15 protein-coding genes are annotated in these 15,564 nt (G+C 65.4%); 7 read left to right on the plus strand and 8 right to left on the minus strand.

Going from position 1 to position 15,564, the window contains the following annotated elements:
- Positions 1-93: 93 nt before the first annotated feature.
- Positions 94-837 (minus strand): SDR family oxidoreductase, encoded by a 744-nt coding sequence (locus tag AC1PMG_RS00645; RefSeq protein ID WP_481111735.1) that lies wholly within the window; start codon positions 835-837, stop codon positions 94-96.
- An 85-nt stretch (positions 838-922) separates the two neighbouring features.
- On the opposite strand from AC1PMG_RS00645, the gene AC1PMG_RS00650 reads away from it, so the two are divergent.
- Entirely contained in the window at positions 923-1,489 is a 567-nt protein-coding gene (locus AC1PMG_RS00650; RefSeq protein WP_481110279.1) for a TetR/AcrR family transcriptional regulator, read from the plus strand.
- A 223-nt stretch (positions 1,490-1,712) separates the two neighbouring features.
- Here AC1PMG_RS00650 and AC1PMG_RS00655 read toward each other — a convergent pair whose 3' ends face one another.
- Positions 1,713-2,045 carry a hypothetical protein gene (locus AC1PMG_RS00655; protein WP_481110280.1) on the minus strand — a complete coding sequence of 111 codons (333 nt, stop codon included), beginning with the start codon at positions 2,043-2,045 and terminating at the stop codon, positions 1,713-1,715.
- Between the two features lie 214 nt (positions 2,046-2,259).
- Between AC1PMG_RS00655 and AC1PMG_RS00660 the strand changes: the two genes are divergently transcribed.
- The 3 genes from AC1PMG_RS00660 (at position 2,260) to AC1PMG_RS00670 (ending at position 3,311) form a co-directional block, all read left to right on the plus strand.
- A complete protein-coding gene (locus AC1PMG_RS00660; RefSeq protein ID WP_081616370.1) occupies positions 2,260-2,541 on the plus strand; it encodes a type II toxin-antitoxin system RelE/ParE family toxin in 282 nt (93 codons plus the stop codon).
- A 16-nt stretch (positions 2,542-2,557) separates the two neighbouring features.
- On the plus strand, positions 2,558-2,848 hold the full coding sequence (locus tag AC1PMG_RS00665; protein WP_017911477.1) for a HigA family addiction module antitoxin: 291 nt from the start codon (positions 2,558-2,560) through the stop codon (positions 2,846-2,848).
- Between the two features lie 82 nt (positions 2,849-2,930).
- Positions 2,931-3,311 (plus strand): type II toxin-antitoxin system RelE/ParE family toxin, encoded by a 381-nt coding sequence (locus AC1PMG_RS00670; RefSeq protein WP_481110281.1) that lies wholly within the window; start codon positions 2,931-2,933, stop codon positions 3,309-3,311.
- Between the two features lie 182 nt (positions 3,312-3,493).
- Here the strand turns inward: AC1PMG_RS00670 and AC1PMG_RS00675 are convergent, their stop codons facing one another.
- Together AC1PMG_RS00675 and AC1PMG_RS00680 are read right to left on the minus strand one after the other, a co-directional pair.
- Complete coding sequence (locus tag AC1PMG_RS00675; protein ID WP_481110282.1) at positions 3,494-4,885, minus strand: ATP-dependent nuclease; 1,392 nt, start codon at positions 4,883-4,885, stop codon at positions 3,494-3,496.
- Between the two features lie 54 nt (positions 4,886-4,939).
- Positions 4,940-5,764 (minus strand): restriction endonuclease, encoded by an 825-nt coding sequence (locus tag AC1PMG_RS00680; protein WP_481110283.1) that lies wholly within the window; start codon positions 5,762-5,764, stop codon positions 4,940-4,942.
- 272 nt (positions 5,765-6,036) lie between these two features.
- Between AC1PMG_RS00680 and AC1PMG_RS00685 the strand changes: the two genes are divergently transcribed.
- The gene (locus AC1PMG_RS00685; RefSeq protein WP_481110284.1) at positions 6,037-6,738 is read left to right on the plus strand and encodes a DUF2306 domain-containing protein; all 702 of its coding nucleotides are present in this window, start codon (positions 6,037-6,039) and stop codon (positions 6,736-6,738) included.
- Positions 6,739-7,025: 287 nt separating this feature from the next.
- Here AC1PMG_RS00685 and AC1PMG_RS00690 read toward each other — a convergent pair whose 3' ends face one another.
- The 4 genes from AC1PMG_RS00690 to AC1PMG_RS00705 all read right to left on the minus strand — a co-directional run bounded on the left by AC1PMG_RS00690 (position 7,026) and on the right by AC1PMG_RS00705 (position 13,235).
- Positions 7,026-8,288 (minus strand): alpha/beta hydrolase, encoded by a 1,263-nt coding sequence (locus AC1PMG_RS00690; protein WP_481110285.1) that lies wholly within the window; start codon positions 8,286-8,288, stop codon positions 7,026-7,028.
- 598 nt (positions 8,289-8,886) lie between these two features.
- Positions 8,887-9,342, minus strand: a complete 456-nt coding sequence (locus AC1PMG_RS00695) for a hypothetical protein (RefSeq protein ID WP_481110286.1) — start codon at positions 9,340-9,342, stop codon at positions 8,887-8,889.
- 655 nt (positions 9,343-9,997) lie between these two features.
- The gene (locus AC1PMG_RS00700; protein WP_481110287.1) at positions 9,998-10,903 is read right to left on the minus strand and encodes a type II toxin-antitoxin system RelE/ParE family toxin; all 906 of its coding nucleotides are present in this window, start codon (positions 10,901-10,903) and stop codon (positions 9,998-10,000) included.
- 223 nt (positions 10,904-11,126) lie between these two features.
- Positions 11,127-13,235, minus strand: a complete 2,109-nt coding sequence (locus AC1PMG_RS00705) for a methyl-accepting chemotaxis protein (protein ID WP_481110288.1) — start codon at positions 13,233-13,235, stop codon at positions 11,127-11,129.
- A 335-nt stretch (positions 13,236-13,570) separates the two neighbouring features.
- Between AC1PMG_RS00705 and AC1PMG_RS00710 the strand changes: the two genes are divergently transcribed.
- Positions 13,571-14,125, plus strand: a complete 555-nt coding sequence (locus AC1PMG_RS00710) for a YdeI/OmpD-associated family protein (RefSeq protein WP_481110289.1) — start codon at positions 13,571-13,573, stop codon at positions 14,123-14,125.
- Positions 14,126-14,213: 88 nt separating this feature from the next.
- Positions 14,214-15,563 (plus strand): MFS transporter, encoded by a 1,350-nt coding sequence (locus AC1PMG_RS00715; protein ID WP_481110290.1) that lies wholly within the window; start codon positions 14,214-14,216, stop codon positions 15,561-15,563.
- Position 15,564 lies beyond the last annotated feature (1 nt).

A 15,564-nucleotide genomic window follows, 5' to 3' on the forward strand; every position in this document is an offset into this window, starting at 1 on the left:
CGTCATGGAAAACGTCCGCTTCTCTGCAGGCAAGGCGCGTGCGGCGCAAAGTCGCTAGTTCTGGCTGGCCGCCACACACGCCCGCAAGCGGCCCTAGATGGCCATGACCCCGCCATCGACGAACAGTTCGTGCCCCGCGATGAAGCTGGACGCGTCCGAGGCCAGGAACAGCACCGCCTCCGCAATCTCCTCCGAATCACCCAGACGCCCGAACGGGATCATCTGCTTGAACGCCGCCTCGGCATCCGCATTGGCTTCCAGGTAGGTCTGCATCGCCGGCGTGTGGACCATGCCGGGCGATACCACGTTCACGCGGATGCCGCGGTGCTTCAGGTCGGTCGTCCAGGTGCGCGCGAAGGAGCGGATGGCCGCCTTCGTCGCGCTGTACACCGAGAGCGCGCCGATCCCCTTGCTGCCGGCCACCGAGCCGGCCAGGATCACCGCGCCGCCGGTCGCCATCAGCGGCAGCGCCTTCTGCACGGTGAAGACCGTGCCCTTGATGTTGGTCGCCAGCAGGCGCTCCAGGTGCGCGACGTCGATCTCGCCCAGCGCCGCCGACTCGGACACGCCCGCGTTGGCGAACACCACATCCAGCCGGCCATGGTCCTGCTGGATGCGCGCATAGAGCCGATCCATGTCCTCGGGAACGCCGACATCGCCCTGCACGCCTATCGTGCCGCCGCCGATCTCCGCCAAGGCGGCGTCCAGCCGGTCCTGCCGCCGTCCGGTGATGTAGACCTGCGCGCCTTCCCGCGAAAACGCCTTCGCCGTCACCAGTCCGATGCCGTCGGTGCCACCGGTGATCGCGACCACCTTGCCCTCGAATCGCTTGTCCATGTCGCTTCTCTTGATAAGTGGAGTATTGCTCCACTTACTATACGGAGGTAGCCTCCGTTTCCACAAGCCATCCCGGAAAGCCCCGTTGACCACCGACACCCCCCTGCGCGCCGATGCCCAGCGAAACCGCGAGCGCCTGCTCGCGGCGGCCGAGGAGGTGTTCCTGGAGCGCGGCGCCGAGGCGTCGATGGAAGACGTCGCCAAGCGCGCCGGCGTGGGGATCGGCACGCTCTATCGGCGCTTCCCCACGCGCGAGTCCTTGTTCGCCGCGGCCTACAGCGGCCGCTTCCTGTCGCTGGCCGCGGCCAGCCACGCGCGCGCCAGCACGCTCGACGCGTTGGCTGCGCTGCGCGCGTATCTCGAGGACTTGGCGCTGCACACGAGCGTCTACCGCGGGCTTGCCGCCTCGCTCGGCGCGGTACTGCAGAGCGGCACGCCGGGCTGCGAGGCCGTCAGCAAGGAAGGACAGCAGCTGTTGCGGCGCGCGCAGAAGACCGGCGTCGTCCGCCGCGACGTCTCGTTCGACGATCTCGTGGTCGTCGCCACCGCGACCTCGCTGGCCACCGAGCAACTCGGCTCGCCGAAAACGCGGATTGCGCATCTGATCGGGTTGTTCGTCGACGGCATCGCTGCGCCCGCGCCGCGTTCCTAGCCAGTTGATCCGCGGCGCGCGGGCAGGGCTTCAACAATGCTGCCGGTGTGATGCGTGAGGCCCATCCGCAAGCCGGCAGAATCTCAGAGTTCCGCGATTGTGCGCGTCAGACGCTGCCCCGAGTGCAAGCAAGACGATGCTGCGCGCCGCGCTCGCGCGACACGCAGTGTGGATATCAGGCTGGGCGTAGCGTCGTCCGGGACGACGCACGCCAAAGAAGCGCTTACTTGGCCGGGACGCGCTGGTACTCGTCGCTACCGGTGTTGAGGTGCCCATCGGCCTCGTCGATGGCGAAGTTCACCGTCTCGCCGTCGTTGCTCACCTGCAGCACCCCGTCTTTGTAGATGGCCGGGTAGCTCTCGGTTTTGGGCTTGCGGGTGAAGAAGCGCGGGGTGGTGTTGCGCACCATGAACGACTCCCCGTTGCGCTCGATGTCGATCGTGTCGTCCTTCGATTCCACGTTGACCCAGTGGCCGACGAACTTCTCGCCCTCCACCCTGGCGCAGCCGGTCACCAGCATCGCCGCGGCCAGAGCCGCTCCCATCCACTTCATCATGTCCCCGCCTCCGGTGTTGGAATCGGGGCGAGGATGCGGTGGGTTGGATGTATGGGAGGTCAAGAATGGGGAGGGGATCACGTCGGGCGCCGGTTGGCCCGAATCCCCCCTCCGCACGCCATTCCTCGTGCTGCCGAGGCTGGAGCAGTGTGGAGTTCGGCGCCTGTCACTATGACGGGTTGCGTCATATGACGAGTGCCGTTATGGTGGCTGTGTGATCAGGAGCTTTATCGATAAGGAAGCCGAAAAGATCTGGCGTGGCGAGCGCTCGCGCAGGCTGCCGGCCGATATCCAGCCGGTTGCCCGACGCAAGCTGCGCATGCTCAATGCCGCTGCCAGTCTCGAGGATCTGCGTGTCCCGCCGGCCAATCGGCTGGAAGCGCTGAAAGGCGATCGGCGTGGTCAGCACAGCATCCGCATCAACGACCAATGGCGCATCTGCTTCCGCTGGCACGACGGCGATGTCGCCGAGGTCGTCATCGTCGACTACCACTGATTTCAGGCAACTCATTATGGCATCCCTGCCCAACATCCATCCCGGCGAAGTGCTACGCGACGAGTTCCTCGTCCCGCTCGGCATCAGCCAGAACGCCCTCGCCCGCGCCACCGGCGTACCGCCGCGTCGCATCAACGAAATCGTGCTGGGCAAGCGCGGCATCACCGCCGACACCGCCGTGCGCCTGGCCGCGGCGCTGGGCACGACCGAACGCTTCTGGCTGAGCTTGCAGGCGGACTACGAACTGGAAGAGGCGCATCGCTTGCTTGGCGATCTGCCGGCGAGGATCAAGCGATTGGCGGCTTGAGGCAAGATTATGGGACCTGCTGGAAAACGGGAAAACCGGGGTCAGAGTGCACTTCTCCTACAGCAGCTTCAGGCATCGTCCGATGGGTCGGCCCCCTCTGGACAAGGTCAGGCTGGTAAAAAAGTGCACTCTGACCCCTGTTTCTCCTCTCCTGCTGGACGCCGATGCCGCTGCGGCCTTCGGTGACCTGCTCGCCGAATTGCGGGCGGCCGTGATCCCGAACCTGCGGCGCTTCCCGCGCATCGGCTGGCCCTACCTGGACACCCCACCGCAATCGGCCGAGGCGCTGGCGCAACTGGCCGCATTGCCGGCGGGAGCGCCGGATGCGTTGCGCATCTACCTGCACGGCGACTACTTGATGCTGTACACGGCGGTGGAGACATCCACCACCGTGTATATGCTCACCATTCGCCATCGCCGGCAGCTTTCGTTCGATTTCGCTGGGCTGTGGAGCCGCGGGTGAGGATGGAAATAGTGCAATCTGACCCCTGTTTCACTGTTTCCGACACCACCAAGCTCTATACCTATATTGCTATCCAATTAGAGGTGCCCAGGTTCGCATGCTTTTAGCTTTGTTACTGTTGAAGGTATGAGCTGCAAGCAGTTTGAATAGAACAACCCCAATCTCGTACTCAGAAACTCCACTCAGTTGTCGATGTAGTTAACTATTATATCTTTACAAATTGACTTTGCCTTACTTCTTTGTTCTTCAGGGGAGCTATTGGCATCAATTTGCGAAAAATCACCCCGTCTCATCACAATGTTAGATGTTCCAAAATGGGATCGAAGTTGATCTCGAACATTGATCCATTGTAGGTCTAAATATTGTAATAACCCCACCTCAGGGGTGTAGGGTAGAAAGCTAATAATATTTTGATGTGTACTATAAAGTTGTCGTAAATCTTCTGATTGAGCGTTCTCAAGCGAGTCTTGAGCATCCGCATCTAGAATGACAAATCCTTTAGTATTGCTGGACAATAACGGCTTTTGTCGGTCAAAAAATCTAAGAACATTGGTGAAGCCGCCAACGGGAACAACAGCAACGGTTGGCCTAAGAGGCATAGGGCCTCCATATTTTTGATCAATTGTTAGATTGATGATCTCTTTTACAATAATAGACGCCTTTTCATCTTCGACATAGATCATGCGATCAGCTAGCTTCTCTTCTTGGTAAGCAAGTGATCCCAAGACGTACGATGGAAAGCACCCTACAGTGCACGTGACCTCATCTCCCTGGATTTTTTGCAGAAAAATTATGCGCGCTTTCGCCGCGGACTTTATTAGAGTTGATGAATGAGTCGAGACTATAATGGTTAGGTTGCGAGCAATGGCTTCTTTTTCGAGGTACTTCATTAGCTCGATTTGCGCAATTGGATGTAGTGCTAATTCAACTTCATCAACTAGGATTAGCGATTTTTTTGGGGCTTCACTAATGGTTTTTGAAAGCCGCAGCATGCATAGCTCGCCCAAGCTGAAACTTTTCTCAGAATAGTACTTTTTCTTCTTCCCGCTTGTTGTTGGCAATTCGATAAGGAAGGCTTCGTTTCCAACGCCTCGCCTAGTGTTTATAACTTTTAGGTGGTCAAATTTTCTTGTGCAGAATATCTGATTTAGTGCTGATATGACTTGTTCAGGCGCATTGCGAGCTCTTCGCACGCTAAAGTCGTCATTTGTTGGCTCAATCCGCCGGCTATCAGCCGCAACATACTTGACTGCTGGGTAGCCAAGTGAGCGTAAGAATTTCTGTCCATCTTTGGGGCTTGGTACCCATCTCTCAGTTCTATACGAGTAAGTAACTTTATCTGTGCCTTTTGAGTAGGTAATTTTCGCGCCCGAGTATGAATCCAATTGATCTGATATTAGGGAACTCTTGAAGTGAACGGGAAATGCCAAGCTATACCCAATTCGGCGTAATGCAGCTAGCAGTGATGTCTTGCCTGTTCCATTTTCTCCCGTGAGTATCCATAAACCAGGGTTTGGCATCTCAAAGTTCAGTTTCTTTATGTGGCGTAAGTTTTCTATATGTATTCTAGTCATTGATTTTCTTCTATAATCGCGTAGTTAGAAATACTACTAGACCGCCTATGCCACCTATCCGCTCCCTCGGCAACGCGGGAAATGGCTGCAGCCAAGGAATGCGTCACCCGTGCGCCTGTTGATTCGCTGCACAAGCGCGCTTCCGCATCGTGGGCATGCTGGCGATTGAGAAGTGACATTAATCTGCGAGACAACCGCCGGTTCGATGCGGGGCTTGGTAGCTGCCTCAGTCGTACAACCAGTCTGAGCCAACCGAATCATCTCCAGTAGGAGCTCGCCACCGATCAGTTCGATCGCCTTGCCCCGCGCAAACCGTTCCGCATCGTTTGTATAGCCGCCAACACAAACAATCTTCACCGCATCGGCCTGGTGATGTGCCAGCAATCCATACATCTCACGCACGACGCTGACACCGACCTGTCGCCTTCTCCACTGCTTGCATTGCACCAGCGTGCGGCGGCCGTCCTTGCGCAGGATCAGGTCGATGCCGCCGTCGGCGCCGCCGAGGCCGGTCTCTTCGACGGCGTAGCCCTGGCGGCGGAAGGCTTCGCCGACCAGAAGTTCGAATTGGAGCCAGCCGCCGGCGGCCAGGCTTTCCAGGGTGGTGCGGGTGTCCAGCAGGCGGCGGCGATGCCGCGCTTTGAGGAATGAGGCAAGCGCCGCCAGCCAGCAGAGCAGTAGCAGGATCCACGCCATCGGAGCGAATGCGCCTTGCGCTTGCTGGGCGATGGCCTGCGACAACGCGCCGTCGTGGTGGGAGAACCACCAGGGGATGCCGTCGCGCACGGCGAGGAAGCCGGCGATGCCGGCCATGATTCCCACTGGCCACGGCAACGCCGCCAGCGCGTCGAATCCGGTTTTCCCCTGTCTGCGTCCCATGCGACCCCCGTCCCCGGATCGACCATAGACCTGGGCGCGGCAGATGTCTGTACTGTTAACTGTGTCGTCTACAAAACGAGACGCAATTTGCATTTAAGACTGGGTGGTGGCGTCGCAATCGGTAGCCGGATCGCTTGTGCCGATCGGTGAAGCGACGTGTGCGGCAGCGTTCTCGGACGAGCCTGTCCGCCGCCCGTCGCCGCCTTCCGTGGCGCCGAGACGTCCATGCTAGCGTCGCGCTGCCGAGGGTCCGGCGCAGCGTGGGGCAGGGAATGAGCAGCGAGTCGACGCGCCGCCAACTGGCGCCACCACGCACCACGTCAATCGTGCGCCTGGCCTGGTGGCTACTCTGGCTCGCCCTGGCCCTGGTCGCCGGGGAGTTCGTGCATTCGGTGTATCTGAAGTACGCGTCGCTGCAGTCGCCGGCCTATGCGATGTTCCTCACCCGCCGCGGGTGGCTGTGGTGCCATCTCGGTGGCGGGGCGGTTGGCCTGTTGCTGGGGGCGCTGCAGTTCGCGACGCAGCGGTGGCGGCGCTGGCCGCGGCTGCATCGTTGGGTGGGGCGGGTGTATTTCGCGGGGATGCTGGTGGCGATGATCGGGGCGGTCGGGCTGATCGCGACCTCGCCGGCGCCGCTTTCGATCCGGGCGGCGTTCGCGGCCACGGCGCTGGCGTGGCTGGTCACGGGGTCGGTCGGGTTGGTGGCGATCTGGCGCGGGCAGGTGCTGCGACACCAGCGCTGGATGGTGCGCGCTTATCTGGCGACGCTGGCGCCGGTGGTGTTCCGGGTGGCGTTGCCGTCGGCGATCGGCCTGGGCCTGACGCCGTCGCCGGGCTTGATCGCGCTGCTGCTGTGGGCCAGTTGGGTGGTGCCGTTGTCAGTGCATGGCGTGGGCCGCGCGGTTGCCGATGCACGGGGTCGACGAAAGCAATCGGCGATGTTGCCGCGCGGCGTCGGCGTCGGCACGGGGTGACGGCCAGGCGTATGGGATCGTGTGCCGGCCGGTGATTGCCGCGGCCTGTATCGCCACGCCGATCTGCCGTCATCCCAATCCTGGGTCAGGTGTGCCAGTGCTCGCGCTGTCGCGCAGCTGCGCAGAATGCGCGGTCATCGTCGTCCCAGCATCGTCGTCCGCATCGTGCAGCGCCTGCTCCGCACAGAAAAACACTGCCACGCCTGCGCCCAGGCGTGGCAGCCAGCGGGACGGACGATCGCAGGCGCCGGGGGAGGAGTGCGCCTGCGTTGTCGCCCGCCGCGACCTCAGCGGAGCTTGTCGAACAGTTGCTGGCGCACGGCGATGGCGCAGGCGTCTTCGGTGAACAGATGCTCCAGCGCGCTGTTGTCGCTGGGCTTGCCGGTGCCCAGGTCGAGTACGGTCGCCTGGTTGCTGCCGCGGGCCTTGAACGCGGCGACGGCGGTGGTGGCGTTCTTCAGCGGCACGGTGGCGTCGTTGTCGGAGCCGCACAGCAGGGTCGGGGTGCGCGGCGCCCAGTCGAGCAGGTCGTTGCGCTCCAGGTCGCGCAGGAACGGGTCGTTGGCGTTGCTGGCGAAGTCCTTGTAGAAACCGGGCTGGAAGTACTGGCGGATCTTGTCCACGCCCGGCAGGGTGTCTCCGAGCACCAGGTCGGTCAGGCTCTGGTTGCCGGGGAACAGCTTCTCCACTTTCTTGGCCCACGGATCCTGGAACACCTGCGACGGGTCGAGGTAGAGGTTCTTGTAGGTGTGCTGCATGCCGACGATGGCGTAGCTGGCCAGGACGATGCCGAAGGTGTTTTCGCCCACCGCGTTGCGGCCGCTCCAGCTGTCGCGGAAGGTCTGGCTGAGCGCGTACGGGCCGGAGATCGGCGCGCTGGCGACCAGGTTGAACTCGTTGGACAGGTGCGCTTCGATCTCGCGCTGAGTGGCCATGGCGGCATGCCCGCCCTGCGAGAAGCCGGTCAGCATCACCTTGCCCGACAGCGGGGTGTTGAGCCGTTGCAGCACCTGGCGCGCGGCGCGCATCGCATCGATGGTGGAACTGGCCTCGGACGCGGCGTGCAGGTAGGGGTGGAACGCGTAGGTGGACTGGCCGATGCCGAGGTAGTCGCTGCTCACCACCACGTAGCCCTGGGTGGCGAGGTGGGTGACCATGGTGTCGTCGCCCTTGTCGTCGCGGATCTCCTTGGCCTGCTCGGCGCGGCGTTGCGACTCGGTGCCCTGGCTGTAGCTCACCAGCGGGAACGGACCGGGGCACTGGCTGCCGCCCGGCACCAGCAGCGCCGCCGACGCGGTGGTGGGTTCGCCATCGACGCCGATGGTGGCGTAGGTGAACTCGGCCACGCGCACGTCGCACTTGGCCTGGTCGGGGGATTGGTCGTTGGCCAGCAGCGTGGCGATCGCCTGGCGGGTGTAGCTGGTCAGGACATTGCTCTTGAGCACGGTGCCGCGCGCCGGCGCCGCCGATGCGGCCAGGGGCAACAACGCGCCCGCGATGCCGATGAGGGAAAGTGCGCGCAGCGCCAGTCGATTCCGCTGTGTGGCCATGGAAACATCCTCGTGTCGAATCCCGGTCGCCCGGGGGGTGGGGGAGGGCGCAAACGCTACTATGTCGTTCGCATTATTTTGGCGACACGTCGAGATAATATTTATCTGCGGTATTGATTCGCATCGCACCTGACGAAATTTCACGACACATCGCGTCGGAAAATCCCGCGATCCATCGATGCTGCGGCGTGCGCTGCGCCACAGTGGCGACGAGGAAAGGATGAAAGATCCGCATGGTTTCGCGCGAATCCAGCCGAATTCCGCTGTTTCGGCCGGCTGCGTGCACGTCACGGGAATTTGTCTACGTTTCTGAAGCGGACTTTTCAGAAGTTAATAATCTTGATTTTAAGATAATCGGAGGGCGGCGATGGATAATCGCGCCTGATGATCCGAGTATTGTCCGCTGCCAGGAAACGGGTGGGCGACGCAAGGACAGGAGCAGGACATCGTCGACGTCGCGCGCGTCACGGCGTGTCTTGTCTGTCGCCGTGCGCGGTCGCGGTGGAACTCGCGCCGCGGCACAAAAAAGCCGGCGGACCTTGCGGGCCGCCGGCTGCGATCGACGTTGCCGACCCGCGCGCGGGCCAGCGGAACGGGGTCAGCGCACCTGGTACAGCACGGTGGCGCCGGGCTTGGGTTCGAACGCGGGCACGGTTTGCTGCTTCAGCGCGGTGCCCTTGGCGTCCCACACCAGGGTGTCGGACGGGTATTCGTCCTTGCGGGTCATTGCGTCGATCTGCTTGACGATCACGCTGGAGCCGGCGGCGACCTCGGGGTTCCAGGCGAACACGCCGAGCCTGCCGTAGAACACGGCCGGGGCGGTGGCGTCCAGGCGCCGATCGGGGCACATCACCAGGCCGCGATCGAGCATCACCCGCAGCGCGCCCACCGGCACGGCCTTCACCGCCGGCGACGTGCGGTCGGTGCTGTGGCCGGGGCAGACGTTGGCCGAGCGGGTCAGCATGTCCTCGACCACCTGCCGGTCGGACTGGGCCAGCGCGGGCAGGGCGACGGCGGCGAGGGCGAGCGTTGCGAGGGGGAATTTCCAGGGCATGTCGAGACTCCTTCAATGGAGGAAAGGCGCCGGGCCCGGCGAGACCCGCAAAGCGGGGGACAGGCGGCCGCGGCGGCGCGGGCCGACTCTAGCAACGGTGCCGGCGGCGAATGCAAAGCGGGCGTGAGGGTGCGGGGTGTGGCTGCTTCGGGCGTGGCGCTGTGCAGGCTTCGCTTCGCATCGCCTGAGTCGCCTAAGCCGCGGTTGAAACCGCTCCTACAGTCCGCGCATCGCTTGGTGCCTTGTTCAAGTGCTGGCGCTGGCGGCAGTGCGGAAGACTGGTCGCTCGTTGTGCGAGGGACTTTAGGGCATCTCTGACAACAACGAAGGCCACTCGTAGGAGCGGCTTCAGCCGCGACGGGCGTTACCGGGAATGCCCGTCGCGGCTGAAGCCGCTCCTACAATCGAGCCAAGACATCATGCCGCCGCGGCAATAACGCGTTACTAGAGGTGTCCTTCAGGTCCGATGGCAGCGATGTCGGCTATGCCCGAAGCTTCAGGCGTCGCGGCTGAAGCCGCTCCTACGGGAGGGGCGGGTCGCTTGTCCGCGATGTCAGTGCTGCCGGGAGTGCTGACAGAGGGCCGCTCCTTGTAGGAGGGACTTCAGTCCCGACTGCAGTGAGGTCGGACGCATCAATCGCCCGCTCACAGCAACTCAGCGATACGGCCCCGGCCCGCGCCAGACCAGTTCGCCCTGGTGGTAGACCTGCAGCATGGTGATGACCTGGCGGGCATCGCCGATGTCCTTCAATTCCGGGGAGTCCGGCGGCAACGCGCGGCACTTGCCGGAGCCGCGGGTGAGCGCGATTTCCAGCGGGCAGACCATGCGGTACTCGGTGCCGGGCAGCAGGATGAACATCTCTTTCATGCCCTGCTGCTGCCAAGTGCGCAGCTGGCTCTCGCTGCCCAGGTCGTAATAGACCAGGTAGCCGCCGACCTCCAGGCTGGGCTGGGCCGCGTCCATGTCGTGGCGGTTGCCGCGGCTGCCGGGGCCGGCGGCCATTCCGCTGTTGTCCGGCGCGGTGTCGGTGTCGAGCGCGCCGGGCGGACGCCCGGTCCAGGTCTGCGGACGGCGCTCGGTCGGCGGCGGCGGATTGCTGTCGGCGGTCTGCGCCGGACTCGGCGCCGGGGCGTCCGCGGGCGGGGTGGGCGCCGGCGGTGCCGGACGCGGCTGCGGCACCGGGGCGGGCGTGGGCGTGTCCGCCGCTTTCGGGGTATCGACGCGATCGGGCGGCGGCACCGGGTCGTCGGACTGCGCGACCAGGGTGGATTGCACGGTGGTGGTGGCGCGCGTGCGCTTGGGTGCGGCGGACGCCGGCGGCGGGCTGGGCTTGGGCGGCAGCGGCTTCGCCGGCTTGTCGCTCTCGCCGAGGAAGTCCACGCGGATCCGGCTGCCGCCGGCCGCGCCCTGCGGCGTGGACATGGTGGGCTTGGCCGCATACAGCAGGGCGAGCGCCATCAGCACGTGCAGCAGCGCGCTCAGCAGCCAGGCGATCCAGCGCTGCCAGCGTTCGCTGCGGGTCTCGGCGGCGACGGGCGCGCGGTGCGACGCGCGGCTCATGCCGTCGCGGCGGCGTCGGGGAGGCCAGCCTTCATGCGGTTCCGGGGAGGGGGCGAACGTGGGAGGCCGCCATCGTAACGCTTGCGCCGGCGCCGGCCATGGCAGCCGATGCGATGGCCGGCATCGGCCGACACCTGGCGTTCACGCGCTGGGCTGCCGGCCGATCACCGGTGCCGGCGGGCGGGACGAGCCGAAGCGGCACGGCCGCCGCCGTGCCCGTGGATCAGACGTAGGCGCCGACCTTGAACACTTCCACCGCCTGGGTGAGCTGCGCCGACTGCTCCTCCAGCGAGCGCGCCGCGGTGCTGGCTTCTTCCACCAGCGCCACGTTCTGCTGGGTGGTCTCGTCCATGCGCGCGATGGTCTGGTTGACCTGGGCGATGCCGTTGGCCTGTTCGTGCGAGGCGGCGGAGATCTGGCCCATGAGGTCGGTGACGTGCTGCACGCTGGCCACCACCTGGTCCATGGTGGCGCCGGCCTGGTGCACCAGCGTGGCGCCGTGGGCGACGCGCTGCACCGAGTCGTCGATCAGGGTCTTGATCTCCTTGGCGGCGCCGGCCGAACGATGCGCGAGCGTGCCGACCTCCGCCGCCACCACCGCGAAGCCTTTGCCCTGTTCGCCTGCGCGTGCGGCTTCCACCGCGGCATTGAGGGCGAGGATGTTGGTCTGGAAGGCGATGCCGTCGATCACCGCGATGATGTCGGCGATGCGCCTGGAGGCGGCCTGGATACCGTCCATGGTCTCCACCACCTGGCCCACCACGTCGCGGCCTTCGCTGGCCACGCCGGCCGCGCCCAGCGCCAGCTGGTTGGCGCGCTGGGCGTGTTCGGCGTTCTGCTTGACCGTGGAGGTCAGTTCCTCCATCGAGGCGGCGGTCTCTTCCAGGCTGGCCGCCTGCTGCTCGCTGCGCTTGGCCAGTTCCTGGTTGCCGCTGGCGATGTCCTCGGCGGCGAAACCGATGCTGTTGGTGGTGCGCTGGATGTGCGCGACGATGTCGGTGAGGCGGTGCACGGTGCTGTTGGCATCGTCGCGCATGGCGGCGAACACGCCGTGGAAGTTGCCGCTCATGCGCACGGTGAGGTCGCCGTCGGCGATGCAGCGCAGCAGCGCGGAGAACTTGGCCAGGTTGGCGTCGGCGGTGGCCATCATGGTGTCGAGGTTCTCGACCATGGTGCGGAAGGCGTGCTCGAACTTCTCCGGCTGGCCGCGGTGGGCGAAGTTGCCCGCGCAGGCGGCCTCGGCCAGGGTCTGAATCTGCACGTTGATGGCATGCAGGTTCTGCTTGACCTGCTGCATCGCCGCGGTGATCGCGGCCTTCTCGCCGGGATAGTGGGCGATATCCTGGCTGAGGTCGCCGATGGCGTAGCGGCCCATCACCTCGGTGATGCGCAGCTGGGTCTGCACGTGCGCATCCACCAGGGCATTGGTGTCGGCGACCATGCGCCCGTATTCGCCGGGGAAGCGTTGCGCGTCCATGCGGTAGCTGATGGCGCCGGCGTCGTGGCGCGCAGCCATCTCGCGCTGTGCGGAAATCACCTCGTGCAGGCGCCGCTGCATCTGCTGCATGGCGCGCAGCAACTGCCCGGCCTCGTCGTGGGTGGTGGCGGTGTCCGGGCTGCTCAGGTCGCCGGCGCCGATGCGCTCGGCCAGGCCCAGCGCCTGCCGCAGCGGCCGCACCACGCGGCGGGTGAGCAACAGCGCGATCAGCGCGCCCAGCAGCAGCGCCAGCACGGTGCAGCCGATCATCAGCAGGGCGAAGCCGCGCGCGGTGGCCATCGCTTCCTTGGCGGCCTGGCGGTTCTTGGCTTCCTGCAGGTCGATGAAGGCGTTGATGCTGGCCAGCCAGTCGACGAAGGCCGGGCGCGCCTGCTGCAGCAGCAGCGCCTGCGCCTGCACGGTGTCGCCGGCATCGCGCAGCTGCCGGACCTGCGCGATCAGCGGCATGGTGCGCTGTTCGATGCCCTGGATGCGCTGCAGGATCGCTTTTTCCTGGGCGTCGCTGGAGGCGGCGAGCAGGGCGTCGAGCGGCTGGGCGGCGCGCGCGTAGTCCCCGGCCAGTTTGTCGATGGTCTGCTCGGTCGCCTGCCGGCCGGCCGGATCGTCCAGCAGCACCACGTCGCGCAGGGCGATGGCGCGGTCGTGCACGCTGCCGCGGAAGTTGATCGCGTAGCGCTGCTTGACGCTGTTGACTTCGTTGATGGCGGTCAGTCGCTGGTCGATGCTGTGCACGCGCTGGATGCCGACCACGGTGAGCAGGACCATCAGCACGATGATCGTGAGGAAGCCGAGCGCGAGGCGCTGGCCGATGCGCAGATTGGAAAGGGCGTGCATGGGATCGGGGGAATGGGGGAAGGAAGAGGGATCGACGGTGGGTGACGGCGGACGGGCAGGCAGGTTGCCTGCGCCCGCGTGACGCGCGCATAGCGCGGGTCCCCGGGCCGGCGCATGGATAGCGGCGACGCCCGGTCGAACTGAAGGGATGGGGCCTGAGCGTGCGCCGCGCAGTGCGGGGAACGTGACGTTGTGCCGGTCTCCAGTGGCGGTGGCCGCCAGGCAGGTCAGGCAGGGCGCAGTGCCCGGTGAGCGACAAGACCAGGAGCGCGTCGCGCCGCCGCCGCGCGCAGGTGCAGCATGGCACCGCGCGCGGCCGGTGCTAAGGTCCGCGCATGACCGGCGCCGCCGACCCGATCCGCTTCCAGGCGACATTGCTGCGTCCAGCCACGCCGCCGGACGCGTCCTGGTGTTTCCTGCTGCTGCCTGCGGCGGCCAGCGCCGCGCTGCCCACGCGTGGCCTGGTCAGCGTGGAGGGCCGGTTCGCCGGGCACCCGTTTCAGGCCACGCTGCAGCCCGATGGGCGAGGTGGCCATTGGCTGCAGGTCGAGGAGGCGTTGCGGGCGGCCGCGGCGGTCGAGGTCGGCACCACGGTGACCCTGGAGATCGCGCCGGTGGCGGTGAAGCCGGAACCGGCGGTACCCGACGATCTGGCGCGCGCGCTGGCTGCGCATCCGCCCGCGCGCGCGGCCTGGGACACGCTGACCGCGGTGGCGCGGCGCGACTGGATCTTCTGGATCGGCTCGGGCAAGCAGGTGCAGACGCGGGTCAAGCGCATCGCCAGCACCTGCGACATGCTCGCCGCGGGCAAGCGCCGGGTCTGCTGCTTCGATCGCTCGGGCATGTACAGCAAGGCCTTCGCCGCGCCGCAGGCGCAGTGCGCTGGATGACGCGCACGCCCGGCGTGGCCGCCGTCGCGACAGGATCCTCGCAAGTGCCTGCCTATACTCCGTGACGTCCATCCATGAGGCCCATCGCATGAGTGCATCCACCTCTTCGTCCGCCGCCGCCGCACCGGGCAGCCTGCGCCGCTCGGTGTCCAACACGCTCAAGGGCTCGGCCGGCAACCTGGTGGAGTGGTACGACGTCTACGTCTATTCGGTGTTCGCTACCTACTTCGAATCGCAGTTCTTCTCCAAGGAGGACAAGAACGCCACGCTGTACGTGTGGGCGATCTTCGCGGTGACCTTCCTGATGCGCCCGATCGGCGCCTGGTACTTCGGCCGCTTCGCCGACCGCTATGGCCGCCGCCTGGCGCTGACGGTGTCGGTGTCGGTGATGGCGGCCTGTTCGTTCCTGATCGCGGTGACGCCCACCGTGGCCAGCATCGGCGGCGCCGCGGCGGTGGTGCTGCTGCTGGCGCGCCTGCTGCAGGGCTTCGCCACCGGCGGCGAGTACGGCACCAGTGCCACCTATATGTCCGAGGCGGCGATTCCCGGGCGGCGCGGCTTCCTGTCCTCGTTCCACTACGTCACCCTGGTCGGCGGCCACGTGCTGGCGCAGGCGGTGCTGTTCGGCATGCTGCACTTCTTCGACAAGGGCCAGATTTCCGAGTGGGGCTGGCGCGTGGCCTTCGGCCTGGGCGGCATCGGCGCGCTGGTGGTGTTCTGGCTGCGGCGCACGATGGACGAGTCGCTGACCTCCGAGTCCATCGCCGCGGCCAAGCAGGGCAAGGACAGGTCCTCCGGCTCGCTGCGCGAACTGTTCGTGCACCAGTGGCGCCCGCTGCTGCTGTGCTTCCTGATCACCGCCGGCGGCACCGTGGCGTTCTACACCTACTCGGTGACCGGGCCGAAGATGATCCAGACCGCCTTCGCCGGCGACGACGTGATGGCCGGTACCATCATCAACCTGGCCGCGCTGATCGTGCTGATGCTGATGCAGCCGGTTGGCGGCTGGCTGTCGGACATCATCGGGCGCAAGACCCTGCTGGTGTTCTTCGGCATCGGCGGCGTGCTTTATACCTGGTTCCTGGTGCTGGAGCTGCCCAGGCAGAGCGACTGGCTGAGCGCGTTCGCGATCCTCACCATCGGCTTCGTCATCCTCACCGGCTACACCTCGATCAACGCGGTGGTGAAGGCCGAGCTGTTCCCCACCCATATCCGCGCGCTGGGCGTGGGCCTGGGCTATGCGCTGGCCAATTCGGCCTTCGGCGGCACCGCGCCGCTGCTGTACCAGGCCTCGCTGAAGACCGGCCACGTCAACACCTTCGTCTGGTACGCCACGGCGGTGATCGCGGTGTCGCTGGTGGTGTACATGTTCTTCCTGACCAACAAGGGGTCCAACTGGCTCGACCACGAGGGCGAGATGCACGCGCGCCGGCGCTGAC

The sequence above is a fragment of the Xanthomonas sp. NCPPB 2250 genome (assembly GCF_056725265.1).

Coding starts and splice junctions, on each gene's coding strand:
- AC1PMG_RS00645 (WP_481111735.1), bottom strand. CDS start 837: ATGGACAAGCGATTCGAGGGCAAGGTGGTCGCGATCACCGGTGGCACC.
- AC1PMG_RS00655 (WP_481110280.1), bottom strand. CDS start 2,045: ATGATGAAGTGGATGGGAGCGGCTCTGGCCGCGGCGATGCTGGTGACC.
- AC1PMG_RS00665 (WP_017911477.1), top strand. CDS start 2,558: ATGGCATCCCTGCCCAACATCCATCCCGGCGAAGTGCTACGCGACGAG.
- AC1PMG_RS00670 (WP_481110281.1), top strand. CDS start 2,931: ATGGGTCGGCCCCCTCTGGACAAGGTCAGGCTGGTAAAAAAGTGCACT.
- AC1PMG_RS00675 (WP_481110282.1), bottom strand. CDS start 4,885: ATGACTAGAATACATATAGAAAACTTACGCCACATAAAGAAACTGAAC.
- AC1PMG_RS00680 (WP_481110283.1), bottom strand. CDS start 5,764: ATGGGACGCAGACAGGGGAAAACCGGATTCGACGCGCTGGCGGCGTTG.
- AC1PMG_RS00685 (WP_481110284.1), top strand. CDS start 6,037: ATGAGCAGCGAGTCGACGCGCCGCCAACTGGCGCCACCACGCACCACG.
- AC1PMG_RS00690 (WP_481110285.1), bottom strand. CDS start 8,288: ATGGCCACACAGCGGAATCGACTGGCGCTGCGCGCACTTTCCCTCATC.
- AC1PMG_RS00695 (WP_481110286.1), bottom strand. CDS start 9,342: ATGCCCTGGAAATTCCCCCTCGCAACGCTCGCCCTCGCCGCCGTCGCC.
- AC1PMG_RS00700 (WP_481110287.1), bottom strand. CDS start 10,903: ATGAGCCGCGCGTCGCACCGCGCGCCCGTCGCCGCCGAGACCCGCAGC.
- AC1PMG_RS00705 (WP_481110288.1), bottom strand. CDS start 13,235: ATGCACGCCCTTTCCAATCTGCGCATCGGCCAGCGCCTCGCGCTCGGC.
- AC1PMG_RS00710 (WP_481110289.1), top strand. CDS start 13,571: ATGACCGGCGCCGCCGACCCGATCCGCTTCCAGGCGACATTGCTGCGT.
- AC1PMG_RS00715 (WP_481110290.1), top strand. CDS start 14,214: ATGAGTGCATCCACCTCTTCGTCCGCCGCCGCCGCACCGGGCAGCCTG.